The sequence below is a fragment of the Sphingomonas sp. P3_C5 genome (assembly GCF_056402635.1).
The window spans coordinates 137647-153235 of the sequence record NZ_JBFUHA010000011.1 but is presented as its reverse complement, the minus strand read 5'-3'; the positions used below and the strand labels follow the sequence as shown (position 1 = coordinate 153235).

Sequence of the window (15589 nt, the reverse complement as noted above, 5' to 3'; positions counted from 1 at the left end):
TGCTGCGGGACGACGCATCATCCCGCCAAATTGGAAGCGCGTCACCTGCCGCACCATCAGACCTTGACGGGCTGCTGCGCCACGCGTGTGCGCACGCGCTTTCGCATATCATGCGGGACAAGCCATATCAAAGCGAAGGCGAAAAGCTGGCGCGGCGTCGGCCGGCCCTTCACGAACGCAGCGCGCAGCAGGCCCGCCAAGGCCGGTCCGCGCCTGCCCTCGGGCGGCACCTGTGAGGCGACGGTCAGCGCAAAGCCGCTATAGGCGCGCGGCGTCACCAGATCGTCCATGTCGTCGATCCAGCTCATCGACTTCTCGAGCCTGTAGGTCTTGCTCAGCGAGGGGCCGCCCTGCGGAGCATAATAGACAACAAGGGGTTCCTCGACGGTGACGAACCGGTAGCCGAGCTGCTTCACGGCACGGATGCACAATTCCCATTCCTCGTGCTGGCGCACGTCGCGAAAATTCAGAATATCGAACATCGCGCGCGGGAATATGAGCGCCGAGGTCTGTATCATCGCTTCGCCGCCCCGCAGCCAGGAATGGCGACCGAACAGCCACTCGTCGATCGGCTGCCGGCCCCGATAGGGCAGGGTGGGGCTGATACGCTCCCCGATCGGCGACACGATGCGAAACAGGGTCGACAAGACGCAGCGTTCGTCGGGTGCCGCTGCAAGTTGCCGCTCGAGTTTTTCCGGCAGCCATTCGTCGTCGTCGTCGAGAAACGCCACCCACCGACCGGCACTCGCCGCCGCGCCTGCGTCACGCGCGACACCGGCGCCGCCCTTTTCCGTCCGGACGATCGAACGCAGGCGGTCGTCATCGATTGCGGCGAGGGCCGACACGGTTGCCGGATCATCGCCATCGATCACCACGATCACTTCAAGATCCCGCATCGTCTGCGCCAGCACGCTCTGAACGGCACGCACGACGAGCTTTGGGCGCCCGAAAGTGGGGATGACGACACTTACCTCGGACATTGCAGCTGCTCTACCTCGCTCGCGAGAAGGGAATCCCGGCCGACCTCCCTCTCGCCCCGGGCCGAACCTAGCGGCGAGAGATCGGCATAGTCCAGTTCAGCGAGCGAGCGGCGCGTCTGCCGCCAGATCATCACGGCGAATACCGTTTCACCGATCAGGATGCCGCCAAGGGAAGCCAGGGTTCCGAAGATCGCGAGAAGCACCAGAACCGCCACGATCGAACAGCCGCCCGATACGACGCTGGCGAAGGCCAGCCGGCGAAATGCTCCGATCGCCTGCAGGAATGCGCTCTCCGGAGCGCGCATCAGTCGGGCGAGGCCGACGCCCATCCACAAGGCCCCGCTTGCAGCGAGAAAATCGAACGAATAGCGCGTGCCGAATACGGCGCCTGGCGCCAGATAGAGCAGGAGCACGGCGGCGCCCGCAGTGCCGGCCCATATCAGCAGCATGATCAGCCTGAACAGGCGCATCGCGGGCTGCACTGTCGATGCCCCCTCGGCGCTGACCGCCAGCGCGAGCCGCGGTCTTTCGAACTCCATCATTGCGTTCATCGCGACGGTGAAGGGCCTGATCAGGAGGCTGCTCGCTGCAATCGGCGCGAATGCCGCAGGCCCCTGGAGCAATGTTACGAGATAGGCATGTGCATTTGCGGTCGATTCCGTCGTCACCACGCCCAGGAGCGACCAGCCCGAGTGCTGCCGCCAGACATGGATATAGCCGCGCGCCCTGGCCGGGCGGACCGTGATGAACTGGCTCTGCAGAAAGGTCCGGCCAAAGCTGAGCAATCCGACCGTTGCAGCGATCAGCAGCGCAGCGGCGGTCATGCGCAACGGATCGGCGGGTTCGACCTTCAGCAGGAACGGCGCACACATCATGATCGCCGCATAGCTGAGATCTGAACGCGTCACCGCGAGCTGGCGGCCAAGAGCATAAGCATGCGCGCGTGCAAACCAGCGCAGGAGCGCCATAGCGGCATAGCCGGCGAACAGCAGCGCGGCCGGCCAGTCGATTGCCAGGGCGCGGCCGATCAGGGCGAAGATTACGAAGGCGAACGCCGCCCCGATCAGATTTGCCGCCATCAGTTGCTGAATCACGCGGGTTTTCTCATCCGTCGCCGCGTCGCGCAGGAGCGCCGGCAGCGGCGCGCAGAACAATGCGGTCCATACGCCCCAGCTGAATTGGGAGAGGATGAGCATCAGGGAGAAGATGCCATAGGCGTGCGGCGCCATCTCATGCAGGAGGATGAGCGACAGGATGAACTGCGCGAAAGCCGACCCCACCGGACCCGCCATGGCGGTCAGGTAACGGGCTATTCGAACAAGGGATCGCGATTCGAACAAACCAGCCGCGCCTTCCGTCTCACCAATGCGCATTGTCATTAGGGGCGCCGACACATAAAATCACGGTTATTTTGCGGTGCAGCAAAGTCGGTGCTACGATCGCTTGTCTGCTGCGCGACTCCGTCAGCCGGCAGATGGGCGAGCGGACCGGGGAATGCATGCGATCGTAGCCAAGGCGGATCGGGCAGCATGGCCGGTCATCCGCGCTGTAGGGGTGTTTTTCTTGCCCATATTCGCTGCATTGGCGTTGATCCTGCTGATCCCCGGAAATAACGATAAACCCCTTCCGCCCAGCGTTTCCCCGACTGGCCTCTCTTCGGCACCCGGCCCGGTTCGTGATGAGCGTTATCTGTGGCGGCCGGTTGCGATTGGCGGCGGCGGCTACATAACCGGCCTGGCAGTGGACGCATCCGGGCAACGGCTCCTCGCCCGCAGTGATGTGCACGGCGCCTATGTCTGGAACCAATCGCTGGATCGCTGGGTGCAACTCGCAACGTCCGCTTCCATGCCCGAGGAGTTCGTCAGTTCCAGGGGTGCGGTGCACGGCGCTTATGAGATTGCCGTCGCGCCCGGCAATCCCGAGCGACTCTATCTGGCAATTTCCGGGCAGGTCTTCCGCTCGGACAATGGCGGCGCGCGGTTCGAGTCGGCTACAAAGAAAGTGCCATTCCCACTCTCCTGGGATGCGAATTCGGCCTTTCGCTTCAACGGCCCCTTCATGGCCGTTAGCCCGAAAGATCCCGACCGGCTCTTCCTTGGTACGCCAGGGGATGGGCTGTGGCGAACCGGCGATGGCGGGAAGACTTGGGCAAAGGTCACCGAAGTACCGCCAGGTGCTGACCTGCGACCCGGCGAACCGGGCCTGCAGACGGCGGGTATAGCCCTCTGGTTCGCGCCTGCTCCGTCGACGGGGGTGTACGCGGCAGTCCCCGGGCACGGACTTTACGTAGCGCCGAGTGCGGATGCCGCCTTTGCTCCCCTCGCGGCCGGCGCCGGCCCACTCACCATCGCTCGCGGGGAATTCACGCATGACGGCAGCTTTATCGCGCTTGATCGAGAAGCCGGCAGGGCCTGGATATTGCGCGGGAATCAGTGGCATGCGCTGACCGGGACGAGCCTGCCCTCGGCTGCCTTTGCAGGGGTTGCGGTCGAGCCCGGCGGCAAGCGCGTGATCATTACCGATCAGGGCGGAAAGGCGTGGTGTTCGAGCGATCAGGGCGAAACCTGGGTCGGGATGGATCACGCGGTCGCTCCGTCCGACCGCGAGCCGCCGTGGCTCGCGCGGCTTCACACCGGCTTTTTTGCCTCGGGGCAGATCCAGTTCGATCCGGTCGTTCATGGCCGCCTCTGGGTCGGGGCGGGAACGGGCGTATATCGCGCCGACCTCGCTGAGGGCTGCGCCGAGCAAATCACCTGGCACAGCCAAGTGCGGGGCATTGAGGAACTGGTGGCCGAGGATGTCATTCAGCGGCCGGGGCGGGCGCCTCTGTTCGCGGCGCTGGATTTCGGCATTCATGTCAAGCGCGACCTCAACAGCTTTTCGACCGCCTATGGCCCGAAAACCCGAGACCTGATCGCCGCGCAGAAGCTCGACTGGAGCCCGGCCGATCCCTTGTTTGTCGTCACCAACGCCTCGGATACCAGGCTGGGCTGCTGCTCCGAGGATGGCGATGCCGTTCTGGCGGGCTTCAGCGTGGATGGCGGCGATCACTGGCAGAAATTCCCGACATTGCCGGTGCCGCCGGGAACGCTGGCCAGTGATCCGCATGCAATGGCCTTCGGGACGATCGCGGTCGCGGCGGATTCCACCAGCAATATCGTCTGGGTTCCGGCGCGCAATCTGTCACCCTTCTATACGCGGGATCGTGGCGCCACGTGGCAGCGCGTCGTCCTGTCGGGCGAGCAGCTGCCGCTTACCGGCTCGTTCGACAGCCTCTGGTTGCCACGACGTACGCTGGCGGCCGATCGGGTCCTGCCGGGTACTTTCTACATGGTCCATAGCGGCAATCCGACGAACCCCGACTTGAAGGGGCTCTGGCGCACGAAAGACGGCGGTGTGCATTGGAGCAGGGCGTTTACTGGCGATATTGCTCCCGACAGCCAATTCGCAGCCAAGCTTCGCTCGGTGCCGGGCAAGGCGGGGCATCTTTTCTTTACGGCATCAGTCGCGTCGAGCAGCGATAGCCGGTTGCGGCGTTCGATCGACGGCGGTGCGCGCTGGACCATCGTTCCAGATGTCGATCGCGTCGACGATGTGGCATTCGGCAAGTCGGCGCCGGGCAGCGAGTATCCGACGATCTTCATCAGCGGGCGCGTTTCGGGCGCTCCCGGTATCTGGCGATCGGTCGACAATGCAGCGCATTGGCAGAGGATCGCAGACTTACCGCTTGGCCGGCTCGATCAGGTCAATGTGCTGGAAGGGGACAAGGACATATTTGGCCGAATCTATATCGGCTATGTCGGTTCCGGCTGGATTTACGGCGAACCCGCGCCGTGTGCCGCAGCACCGGTCAAGTTCGGCGATGATCGCGAGTGTTTTGCGACGCCCGCTCGATGAGGGCTTTCTCCCAATTCAATCGCTCGCCGGTCACGGGCGAGGAAAAAAGCGCGGAAACAGGGCCGCTTCCGGTTCCCTTCGTCGTGGCTGTCATCAGCAGCGGGATGATGTTCCGGGCATTTGACGGTGGCTGGGGTCAGGCACTTTCGTGCCTGCTCAACACTTGCCTGCTCGCAGCGCTACTATGGAAGGCACCGCCGGGCCTCGATTTCTGGGGGCGGGGCAAGATCGTCTTCGCATTGGTTGCGGGCGCGATATGCTGGGTCACGGCAATCACGTTCCTGACGCTGGATGCCTTTCCCGATTATGCGCTGGGCAAGCTACTGTCGCTGATCTCCGGATTCTCCGCGCTGCTGATCGGCGCCTTGATGTCGCGCGGGCGGCGCAAGCGGCGCGCTATCCTCGACTGGCTTTTGTTGTTCAACACGCTCTTCCTCGTTGCCGGCCTCTTGTTCAGGGAGACGGGTGTCGACGTGATGCTGCCTTTCTGGACCCTGGAACGAATGGGCCGATTCACCGGAGTCGCCGCCAATGCGAACGTCACGGCAGCGGTGGCGGCATGTTGTGCCATCATTGCAGTCGCCCGATTGCTCGGTGGCACGCGTGGTCTCGTGCAGCGCTGGGGCGACCAGTCTGGTGTCACCCACTCGCTGTTCATCCCTTTGGCGGCACTTCCGATCGGCGTGGTGATCATCACCGCATCACGCTTCACCGCCGTCGTGATGAGTGTCGTGATCCTTGCCTATCTGTTCGACTGGCTGATCAAGCGGCGGCGGAAGATGATCTGGCGCGTCCTTGCCATCGGGGTGGGGGCGATCGGCGCGGGTTGGTTCCTCACCTCGGACTTGGTGCTGAGGCAGCGCTTCTCGAGCATCGGGGCGAGCAATGACGACCGGTTTTCGGCCTGGACTCATTTGCTTGAGGTAGCGATGCAGCGGCCGTTTACAGGATATGGGCTGGGGACCTTTTCGAGCGTCCACGCCCACTTCCTGACGACGCCGCGCTTCGCGCAGGCCGAGTGGGCGTGGAATTCGCCGCACAATCTCTTCCTGCAGCTGATGCTCCAGGGTGGGCTTCCCTATCTCCTGCTGTTGCTCTCGGCCGCCGGTGTGGGCGCCGCGCAAACGATCCGGTCATTACGCGGCCGCTGGACGGGGGATCACCTCCTTGTCGTGGTGCTGCTGATCGTCCTGGTTAGTTGCGCGATGGTGGACCTAGTTCTCGACATGCCGGCGCCGGTTAGCCTCGCCATGTTCCTGGCCGGATCATTGTGGGGGCAGGCCATTAACCGGCCCGAAATCGGCGTCGTCGCGGCGGGAGACGACCCACCTGGTCATAAAGCCGCGATAGGCTTCGGTGCCCCGCATGGCGTCGAGCATCCCGTTTAGAATTTTGACGTCGTCGCGTGAGAGCCAGACCGCTTCGTCGAGCAGGTGAGAGTGCGTTTCCGCATCCAGCTGCTCCCATTCGCGCAACCCATATTCCACGCGCCAGCTGCCCGACTGGCGAAGATAGGGGGCCTCGCGATAGCTCTCACTCAGCGCGCGCAATGCCGCCGGCGAGGCATCGCCAGAGCGCAACATTTCGACAAAGGCAAGGGTAGCGGCGCGTTCGCCCCAATAGGGGCGAGCGCTCTGCAGCGTGGAGAGCTCGGCTGCGGCGCGATCAAGCAGGGGTGCGCGGCGCGCATCTCCCATGGCAAGGCGTTGTGCTACGCGCGCCGACATCAGTGCATCGGCGAAACGCACCCGCGGGACTGCGTTTTGCGATGCGTGGGTTGGCGGGAGATCGACCTTACCGGCATCGAACGCAGCCGTTTGATCTCTCAGCTGAGCCTCCGCGGAGGCAGCGACATGGTCCTGGGCAAGGACATAGCCCGAGACACTTGCCGCCGCCGCAAGGGCGCCCAGCATGAGCGTGTTGATGAGGCGCTCCGCGACGCCCCCTGAATCATGCCTGCTGATAATAGCCGGAATATTTCTTTGAATAATACAGGCTTCCCACCGCCTCAGCGCTGGAATCGACCATCGTGAAGATCACGCCCGCCATCTTGGCGCCATCCGATTGCAGCGATGCGAGGGCAGCCGATGCTGCCTGCGCCGGCGTCGCATCCCAGCGCACGACCATTGCGACGGAATCTGCCATGACCGCGAGGAAGCGGCCATCGGCCAGGCCCATGATCGGCGGAAGATCGAGCACGATCGCCTCATAGCGGCCGCGCAACCCCGCCAGTACCTGCTCCATCTTGCCGTCGCCGAAAAGGTTGCCGGAACTGAAAAATGGTTCCTTTACGAGCAGGTGATCGAGATTTTCGACGCCGCTTGCCTCGATGGTATCGTCCAGGCTCGCCTTGCCGTGAAGCAGTTCGACCAGGCCGGGTCTGGTGCTCTGATCGGCAACCAGCTGGCGCAGCACTGCGCGCCTCACGTCACAGTCGATCAGCAGGGTATGCTGGCCGTTGACCGCGAGCGTGCGAGCGAACGCCAAGGCGGTTGTCGTCTTGCCCTCGCTCGGCAGTGCCGAGGTAATGGCGACGATCTGCGGCGCGCTCGTGCCCCTCACACCCATGATCGACGCGCGCGCTATGCGCATCGATTCAGAGAAGAGCGAGGTAGGCTTTTCGAGCAGCAGATCTGCAGGGTGTTTGTGACGCTCTTTCGGGATCGTCGCCAACAGTGGCAGGCCGAGCCGCTCCTCGACATCGGCGGCTGAGCGCAGGCCCGATACGAGCATTTCCTGCACTGCTACCGTGGAGGCGCCAGCCGAAAGTGCGACAAGAAATACCAGCGCGAGGAGCAGCGGCTTATTGGGCGATGTCGGACGCAAAGGAGGCGTAGCGACGTCGATGACCTCGGCCTGGGCGATCTGGTTGGTCGCTGCCTGCTGCATATCGAGGAGGTTCTGGGACAGTTTATCATATTGCGCGCGCTCAGTGGTAACCTCGGCGTCGAGGCTTTTACCCTGTACCGCGCTCCGGGCATTCGATGCCTGCTGGCTCGCGAGCCGGCCCATCGACCCCTCCAGGCTGGCGAGCCGTGCGTTGGCAGCTGCGGCACGCGATTGCAGTGATGACATGATGCGCTCGGACTCGGCCTTGAGCTGGGCGTCGGCATCCGCGACCTTGGACCGGGCGGCGACCGTCGCCGGATGTTTTTCGCCGTAGCGAGACAAGACGTCGCCAAGATCCCGCAGCGCTTCAGCACGCTGGGTCCGGAACTGTCCGATCACAGGTGAGGCAAGTACGTCGGCAACCGTATCGATCCCGCCGCGCGCCTGCTGGCTGCGCGCCGCGCTGAGTACGGCATTTGCCTGAGCCGCCTCGGACCGAGCCTCGGCCAGCTGCCCGGAAAGCGGGGAAATCTGCTGATCGACGATCGTGCCGGTCGATCCACCATTGGAGGTCAAACCGCTGACAATGCCAACCTGCCCCTGATACGATGCCAACTGCGCTTCTTTCGCCCGGATGTCGGCGCTCAGCGCATCGAGCTGGGTCTTGAGGAAGGTCGCTTTTTTGCCTGCAGCGTCGGTCTTGGAGCCGACCTTGGCGTACAGATATTCATTGGCAAAGGCGTTCGCGATAGTTGCCGACTTCAGCCGGTCCTTGGAGGTGAAGGAGATGCCGAGGATGTAGCTCAACTTGGCGCGATTGACGTCGAGCCGGTCAAGGAGAGCGGCGGCGACCGACGTTTCACGGTCCGCGGGCGACATCGCCGCATTTGAGGCACTTGCCTTGCTGTATTCCGGATCATTGAGAAGTCGCAATTTGCGGACGACCGTGCGCGCAATGTCTACCGACTTGATCATCGTGACTTCGGTCTCGATCGCCTCCGGCGAAAGCGACTGGCTATCCGATTGCTGCTCGGCCGCGACGGGTGTGCGCGACGGGTCGATCCGGACGTGCGTGGTCGAGGTGTATTTGGGTGTGAGCATCAATACCACGCCGGCACCAAGCGCAAACACCGTAACGGAGACTATCACGAGCGTCAGCCATCGCATGAGCAGGACTTGGCGAATTCGTCCAACGATGCTCGAGAGCCCGCCCTCGTCAGCTTCAATATCGGAATTGACTTTCATGATTACTTAGTCACCTTGATTTTGGCGCGTTGGCAGCAATATGTTATCGTCTAAAAGTAACGCCGAGCTGGAACCGAAATTCGTTAAACCCGCTACTGAAACCCGACGTCGTCCGCCGGAGGTAGTTGAGAGATCCATTCAAGGAAATCGTCCGGGAAGAGAGATAAGTGGCGCCCGCGGTGGCTTGGTAGAAATTATTCCGGTTCGGCGAATCTTGATAAATCTGACGCCGATATTCGACAGCGCCGTTGAGAATCAGGTTTTGCAAGAGCTCGTGGTTGATCCGCAGCTGTACGCGGTTTTCGAAGAACGAGCTCGTATTCGCTATGCTGGTGTCCTCGACTGTACGCCCCAAGCCAATGCCGATCGTTGTCAGGGCCGACGGGAAAAATTCAATATCCGCTTCGACGGAGACGCCTGACGCATCGTGGTAGAGTGCGGACGTGTAGTTCCGGTTGATATAGCCGGCACCCAATTTGCCCCGCATCAATCCCGCAAGGTCAAAATTTACACCGCCGACAATGCGAAACCCACGCGAACTGCGATTGGCTACCCCACTGAACAAGGGAATGCTGTAGTCGATCCTGCTGTAGGTTCCCTGCGTGTAGAGCGACAGGCTGGGGGAGATCGCATATTGATATTCCCCGGTTGCGCGCCATACGATTCGATCGCGGTCCCGCTGGTCAATCACGCCGCCGGGCTGGACGATGTCATTGAAGCTGAAGCTGGTCCGATCGAGCGCAACGATCGCGCGCGATTGCCCTTGGCGATACTGGCCGCGAAGCGAGAAGAAGCTCCGATTATAGCTCGACAGGACCGAGAGCGAGGAATTGATCGCACCGGTCTGCGGTGATTCGAAGAGCCTACTGAATTGCCCCTCGCCGGTAAGTGAAAAGGCGCCCGCAATGTCTTTCCTGCCCAGCGCTCGCAGCGTGTAAGAGGATTCATTGCGTCGCCCGTTGCTCAGATAGCGGCGCAGAAGCGCCGACCMCGACAAAGCCACCTCGTCAATCGCCCAGTCGGACGTGGCGCTCACGCTCGGCAGAGCGTAGATGAACCCCGAGTCCGTCGGATTGTTTGTCGTCAGATAGATGTTGCTGTTGTAGCCAGCGCCAACTTCGACCTGCGGTTTCACTATAAAGCTGCCGAGCTGAACGCCGATCGGCTCATAGTCCGGCCGCGGACGCTCGAGAACGCCGACGTTCCTGTCGCGGTCGAAATTGTCCGGGATCGCCGTATCAACCAGCACCGACGAATCGGTCTGCGCAGCGGCTGGCATCGCGCAGCACGAAGTCAGGCCTATGGCAGTTGCGATAGCAAAGCGCGTCATCGTTGCCCCATTCTTTCGAAGTTTTCGTGAGCGGCGCGGACCGCAAACGCCAATGCAGAGCTTTTACTGATAATTGCTGTTCCCGCCGCCGCCGCCGCCACCACCGGGCGACGAGAACGCGCTGCTGCCGCCCCCGCCTGTGATTGCGCCGGTGCCCCGCCGCTTTTTCTTCAAAAGGGCGATGCGTGCGTTGGCGACGGCAGTGGCGAGATTGCCGGTTGCTCCAGCGCCGACCTCATCGAGTGCCGCTGAAATCGCATCGTCGGTGTAAGCTCCCTGGCTCACGACAAAGACGATAACGGCTTCGAGATCTTCCGCCGACGCTGTCGCCGGTTGCTTGGCGAGCTCGGTTTTGATTGCCGTAGCGAGCGCCTTGCCGGCGTCATCCGCTGCCATGGGGGCGCCGGCCATTGTTGCGCCTGCCATTGAGGGATTCCCGCTGATTGCCACTGCCAGCAGCGCACCAGTCAATGCAATGTTCCTGATCTTGTTCATAGCAATGTTATCCCCCAAAACAGCCGGCGGTATGGGTATGCCAACCCTTAGAAATATCTTTCTCCGATTCGGATCGTGTCGCCCGGCAGCACTCGCAGGTCCGGCGTGAGCTTATAGGCGATTTCATCAGTCCTGCCGGCTTGCCTTATGTAAACGACCGACTTCTGGGCGCGCGGGGAAAACCCCTGCGCAAGCGCGATTGCATTTAGCGCCGTCATCCCCGTGGCATAGGGAAACTGGCCAGGCGTCTTGACTTCGCCCAAGATGAAAAACGGGCGATAGGTGACGATCTCAAGCCCGATCTTCGGGTCCTTGAGATAGCCGTTCCCGAGCATCTCCTGGATCGTCGCGCTGACCTCGCCGGCCGACTTCCCGGCCACTTTGACATCGCCAATGAGCGGGAGCGACAGGAGACCATCAGCGGTGACCGAAAATTCACCGGAAAGCGTTGGTTCGTTGTACACCGAAATACGGATCTTGTCGCCCGAACCCAGCCGGTAATCTTCGCCCGCGCCCGTGGCCTGCACATAACGATCGCCGGATGATATGACGGGGCCGGTCGCGCCCGCGCAGGCCGAGAGCAACAGAAAAATCACCGCAACACTCAAGCTCAGCCGCATGATACACCCTTTGGCTACAATCTCGGTTGACCACTCCGTTGGCCCACACTTATTTTTACGTTATATTCACTTCCCCTCAGGCTGCAATAAAAATGCTGCATTGCATCTAAAACCGCTGTGCCATTCAGGGAGTGACGGGTTTGGAGCCCCGCCGCTTGACATTGCAGTGCTGTCCCTAGAGAGCCGAGGGTGTCCCAAAAGCGGGGCTGCGCGTCCATATGGTTGACGTTCCCACTATCAGGCTTGATGGTCGTCTGCGGGGTGGCCATATTGCTGCAGTTGCGAAATGAAAGCCCTGACGGTGTTTCCTGTCCCGAAAGCAAAGGTGTTTCGATGGCCATAGGTCGAACGGTGGGTGCTCGACGCGCCAGGCCGCGCACCAGGCGAGGCGAGCGCATCTACGCGATCGGCGACATCCATGGCAGGCTCGATCTGCTGGAGGCGTCGCTCGGTCAGATCGATCGTCATTCGGCAACGCTTCCGCCTGCCGATTCCGTGCATGTGGTCCTTTTGGGTGACCTTGTTGATCGCGGGCCGGATTCCGCCGGTGTTCTGAGACTGGCGCACGAAATTCAATCGCGATCCGGGCTTCTCGTTGTCCTGAAGGGAAACCATGAAGAGCTCATGGTCCGTGCAATGGACGGAGAGCCTGGTGTAATGCGTACCTGGATGAAAGTTGGCGGCGCGGAGACGCTGATGAGCTATGGCATCGATCCAGCGACAACGGATGCGGATATCATGCCAGCGACCAAGGCGCTCGTGCAACGCGTCCCCCGCGCGATCGTCGATTGGCTAAGGGCGTTGCCGCTGACAGCGCAATCGGGAGATTATCTGTTCTGTCACGCGGGCATTCGCCCGGGGGTGCCGCTCGCCAGACAGTCGCGCGAGGATCTGCTCTGGATCCGCGAGGAGTTTCTACGCGACGAGCGCGACCATGGCGCGGTGGTGGTCCACGGCCACAGCGTCTCGCCCGAAGTCGATGTGAGGGCTAATCGCATTGGGATCGACACTGGTGCCTATCGCACCGGCATTCTGACAGCCCTCTTCCTTGACGGCATGAACAGCGAAATCCTGCCCGTCACGCTTGAAAACGACCGCCCGCTTATGGCCGGCCAGGAACGCGTGGCTTTCGGCTGATGTGGTTCGCTCCCCTTAGTGCGGCGTTGCTTGGTGTTGCGGCACAGGTCAGCGCCGTGCCTGGCGAGCAAGCCTCGCCCCAACCCGCACCGCCGCTTTCCGTGAATCCGACACCTGCCAAGATCGGCTATATGACTGCCGGCCAGCTGGCTGATCGTTGCAGCGACAGTTCCGCGGCCGCCAGCACTTACTGTTTTGCTTTCATCACCGGCGTTCACGATACGGTACAGGCCTATGAGCAATGGCTGGCGCAGCGCGAATTCTGCGTCCCCGCGGGCACGCCTCAGGCCGACCTCAGGCGCTCGTTTCTATCCTATATGCTGGTCTACCCGAAGAATTCAGGCGGCGAGGCTGCGTCAGTGGTCGTTGTCGCGCTGAAGGCGGCATATCCCTGCAAGTGAAGTGTTTGCGCGTCAGGCTGCGGCGATGCGCCGCATTTCGTCTTGATGGTTGTCGAGCCGGGTAGCGGTGAAGACCACTTTCGTCCCTCGCAAGCCAGTTACGCGCTGGAAGTCACGGCGCAAGCTCGGGCCGATCCTTGCTTTTGCGATCGCTATCGTTTTGCTCTTCTCACTTGTCGGCGTGGCGGTCTTCGTCGCGCTCGGTGACGGGCGGGTCCCCGGCATTGAATCCACCGGGAAGCACCGGCCAGCGCAACCCAAATTTGATGTCAGCGAATTCGCTCCGGCTGATCCCACGAAGCTCAAGCAGGTTTCGGCCGAAACGGCAGAGGCCATCAACGCGGCATTGCCCGTTTCGACGGCTCCGAATCCCGCCGCCAGATCCTTCGCCGTCCCGCCGAAGGACATCATGGCCCTGGCGCGCAGCCTGGATTGTATGACTGCTGCCATCTATTACGAGGCGGCCACCGAACCGCTCGATGGCCAACGCGCGGTCGCGCAGGTCATCCTGAATCGCGTGCGCCATCCCTTATATCCGCATTCGGTCTGTGATGTGATCTATCAGGGGGTGGGTCACGGTCGAAGCTGCCAGTTCAGTTTTGCATGCGACGGATCGATATCGCGGCGGCCTGATCCTGCGGGCTGGCGCCGCGCGCATCTTGTTGCCCTCACGGCGCTTACGGGTTCTGTTTACGCGCCCGTCGGCTGGGCAACCCATTATCATGCCGACTATGTTGCGCCCGTATGGGCTCCAACCCTGGTCAAGACGAGCGTCATTGGCCGCCACATATTCTATCGATTGGCCGGCGGGCTCGGACAGGCGAACTCCTTTTCGGCGCGCTATGCTGGTCTGGAACCCGACGCGCCGACGATTGCGGCTGCGCTCGGGCAAGCGGTCTCTCCTGATCTCAGTCTCACGTCGGAGCCGGTTCCGCCAGCGGCGCGGCCAGTCCTGTTGCCATCGGGAAGCCCTGTCGATGGCGGCACGCAGGCCACGCCCAGTGTTCCGTCGCCTTCAGGGCGCTGGGTTGTGCCATCGCAGGGGAATGATGTTAACAACACGGCGCCAGCACGCTAATATACGACCAAAATCACTGGGGGGTGAACACGGTCTACCATGCAGCTGGACGATGAACGCTATAAATATATCCGCCTGAGCAGACCTGATTTTTGGATGCGCCGATTGCTCCGCCGTCCGACGCTCGATCGCGCGCTGTATGCCGACTCGAATATGACTGCTGAGGATCAAGCTGCCCTCGCCGACGTGGTGCGGTCTTCTCAACGGCGATTTCAGGATCGTCGGTTGCTGTTCATTTTCGGGATGATGCCGCGCAGTGGTACCAATTTTCTGTTCGAGCTCCTGCTTCGAGCGCCACCTTTTCAGCGCAGCCAGATAGGATTTGCCGAGTTGCCGATCCTGGCCGGCGAAGACTATTTCCGTGGGCCGACAGACCTCATCGGCAGGGTTCATCGCCCCAGTGCCGACGCATTCGGTCGGATGGAGTGGATGGCCTATGCCGTTTCGGGGTTCCGCAATCGCGTGCTGGACATTGCCAGCCCGGGGTCGGTGACCCTGATCAAGAATCCGGTAACCTGGAATATCGAACTGTGGCCGGTGTTTTTTCCGCAGGACCGGACGCTCTTTATCGTCCGCGATTCCCGCTACGTCGTGGACAGTTTCGTGCGCACTTTCGCGCGTCGCCGCTTGAGCCGCACGTTTGAGGATATCTGCATCGAAACGGCGCTTGCGGCTGAAAAGAGCCTCGCCTTCATTGCCTCGCAACCGAAGGAGCGGTTGTTGCTGCTGCGCTACGAAGATGTTGTAGCCGACAAGGCAGGGACGGTGTCGACCGTCCTCTCCTGGATGGGCTGCGACCCTCAGCGATGCCCGACGGAGGCGCTCGAGGATGTGGCGGTGTACGGGTCTTCGACGCACTCCCGGCGCCATGCGAGCGGACGGGTCGACTGGACGCCCGTCGCCCCGGACGCGACCTTCGATCCGGTCAACCGTAGTCTCGATTGGTCATCGTCATGGCGCAGGGTTTTCGATCGTCACTGCGGACTTCTAAACGAGCGTCTCGGATATCCCGCTGCGTGAATGCCACGCGGCCAAGGCTTTGGATTCGATCTCTTTGGGAAGTCTCTGACCTGGTTCGGGAAAAGGCTTCAGCCACACCTCGTGAAGCCGCCGGCATCGACCGCCATTCAATCAACTCTGGATCGTGAGCCACTCTCTTGGATCCTGGCGTGACTGGATGCGCAACCAGCGATAATCGGTCTGATCCCAACGGCGCAGCTGATACGACAGGCTGTCGAGCACAAAATCGCCGTCGGCGAGATGGACAACGAGGATTGTGTGAAGGCCCCATTGTTTTGAGAAGACGACAGCCAGCGTGAGATCGCTCGGGTCGATTCCCATCTCGATAAGCCGCATACGCTTTTCGATCGCGATATCTTCGCAATCACCCGCCATGCGTCCGTTGTGAGACGGGCGTGCCCAATATTCCCCCGTGCCGTAGAGATTCTGGTCCGTAAGCTGGATCACATTGCGGTTCACCTCAGTATTGAGGTGCTTAATCAATGCGAGATCGAGCGCCGCATATCGGCCCTTTGCCGAATTTCGGTGTGCGGCTTCGCTCAAGGCAGGCCGTGCGC

General features: G+C 61.8%; 13 protein-coding genes. 6 read left to right on the top strand and 7 right to left on the bottom strand.

Features of this window, described 5'->3' with window-relative positions; all coding sequences use genetic code 11:
* Positions 1 to 56: 56 nt before the first annotated feature.
* Both AC1DVS_RS22720 and AC1DVS_RS22715 read right to left on the bottom strand, forming a co-directional pair.
* The gene (locus AC1DVS_RS22720; RefSeq protein ID WP_478026618.1) at positions 57 to 980 is read right to left on the bottom strand and encodes a glycosyltransferase family 2 protein; all 924 of its coding nucleotides are present in this window, start codon (positions 978 to 980) and stop codon (positions 57 to 59) included.
* A complete protein-coding gene (locus AC1DVS_RS22715) occupies positions 968 to 2260 on the bottom strand; it encodes an MATE family efflux transporter (protein WP_478026617.1) in 1293 nt (430 codons plus the stop codon). Before AC1DVS_RS22715 ends, AC1DVS_RS22720 begins: the two co-directional genes overlap by 13 nt.
* 214 nt (positions 2261 to 2474) lie before the next feature.
* Here AC1DVS_RS22715 and AC1DVS_RS22710 point away from each other — a divergent pair, with 214 nt between their 5' ends.
* Positions 2475 to 4877, top strand: a complete 2403-nt coding sequence (locus tag AC1DVS_RS22710) for a WD40/YVTN/BNR-like repeat-containing protein (RefSeq protein ID WP_478026615.1) — start codon at positions 2475 to 2477, stop codon at positions 4875 to 4877.
* A gap of 83 nt (positions 4878 to 4960) precedes the next feature.
* Complete coding sequence (locus AC1DVS_RS22705; protein ID WP_478026613.1) at positions 4961 to 6265, top strand: O-antigen ligase family protein; 1305 nt, start codon at positions 4961 to 4963, stop codon at positions 6263 to 6265.
* 562 nt (positions 6266 to 6827) lie between these two features.
* Here the strand turns inward: AC1DVS_RS22705 and AC1DVS_RS22700 are convergent.
* The 4 genes from AC1DVS_RS22700 to AC1DVS_RS22685 form a co-directional block, all read right to left on the bottom strand.
* Positions 6828 to 8951 (bottom strand): GumC family protein, encoded by a 2124-nt coding sequence (locus tag AC1DVS_RS22700; protein ID WP_478026611.1) that lies wholly within the window; start codon positions 8949 to 8951, stop codon positions 6828 to 6830.
* Positions 8952 to 8994: 43 nt separating this feature from the next.
* Positions 8995 to 10230: an outer membrane beta-barrel protein gene (locus AC1DVS_RS22695; RefSeq protein WP_478026610.1), complete on the bottom strand. Its 1236-nt coding sequence runs from the start codon at positions 10228 to 10230 to the stop codon at positions 8995 to 8997.
* Between the two features lie 114 nt (positions 10231 to 10344).
* Positions 10345 to 10707 (bottom strand): hypothetical protein, encoded by a 363-nt coding sequence (locus AC1DVS_RS22690; protein ID WP_478026608.1) that lies wholly within the window; start codon positions 10705 to 10707, stop codon positions 10345 to 10347.
* A gap of 116 nt (positions 10708 to 10823) precedes the next feature.
* Positions 10824 to 11396, bottom strand: a complete 573-nt coding sequence (locus AC1DVS_RS22685) for a polysaccharide biosynthesis/export family protein (RefSeq protein ID WP_478026607.1) — start codon at positions 11394 to 11396, stop codon at positions 10824 to 10826.
* A gap of 246 nt (positions 11397 to 11642) precedes the next feature.
* Between AC1DVS_RS22685 and AC1DVS_RS22680 the strand changes: the two genes are divergently transcribed.
* The 4 genes from AC1DVS_RS22680 to AC1DVS_RS22665 all read left to right on the top strand — a co-directional run bounded on the left by AC1DVS_RS22680 (position 11643) and on the right by AC1DVS_RS22665 (position 15032).
* Positions 11643 to 12533, top strand: coding sequence for a metallophosphoesterase family protein (locus AC1DVS_RS22680; RefSeq protein WP_478026652.1), 891 nt, complete (start codon positions 11643 to 11645; stop codon positions 12531 to 12533).
* Complete coding sequence (locus AC1DVS_RS22675; RefSeq protein WP_478026605.1) at positions 12533 to 12934, top strand: Rap1a/Tai family immunity protein; 402 nt, start codon at positions 12533 to 12535, stop codon at positions 12932 to 12934. Before AC1DVS_RS22680 ends, AC1DVS_RS22675 begins: the two co-directional genes overlap by 1 nt.
* Before the next feature lie 181 nt (positions 12935 to 13115).
* Complete coding sequence (locus AC1DVS_RS22670; RefSeq protein WP_478026603.1) at positions 13116 to 14012, top strand: cell wall hydrolase; 897 nt, start codon at positions 13116 to 13118, stop codon at positions 14010 to 14012.
* Between the two features lie 39 nt (positions 14013 to 14051).
* Positions 14052 to 15032, top strand: a complete 981-nt coding sequence (locus AC1DVS_RS22665; RefSeq protein ID WP_478026601.1) for a sulfotransferase — start codon at positions 14052 to 14054, stop codon at positions 15030 to 15032.
* A gap of 111 nt (positions 15033 to 15143) precedes the next feature.
* Here AC1DVS_RS22665 and AC1DVS_RS22660 read toward each other — a convergent pair whose 3' ends face one another.
* Entirely contained in the window at positions 15144 to 15575 is a 432-nt protein-coding gene (locus AC1DVS_RS22660; RefSeq protein WP_478026599.1) for a transglutaminase-like cysteine peptidase, read from the bottom strand.
* Between the last annotated feature and the right edge of the window lie 14 nt (positions 15576 to 15589).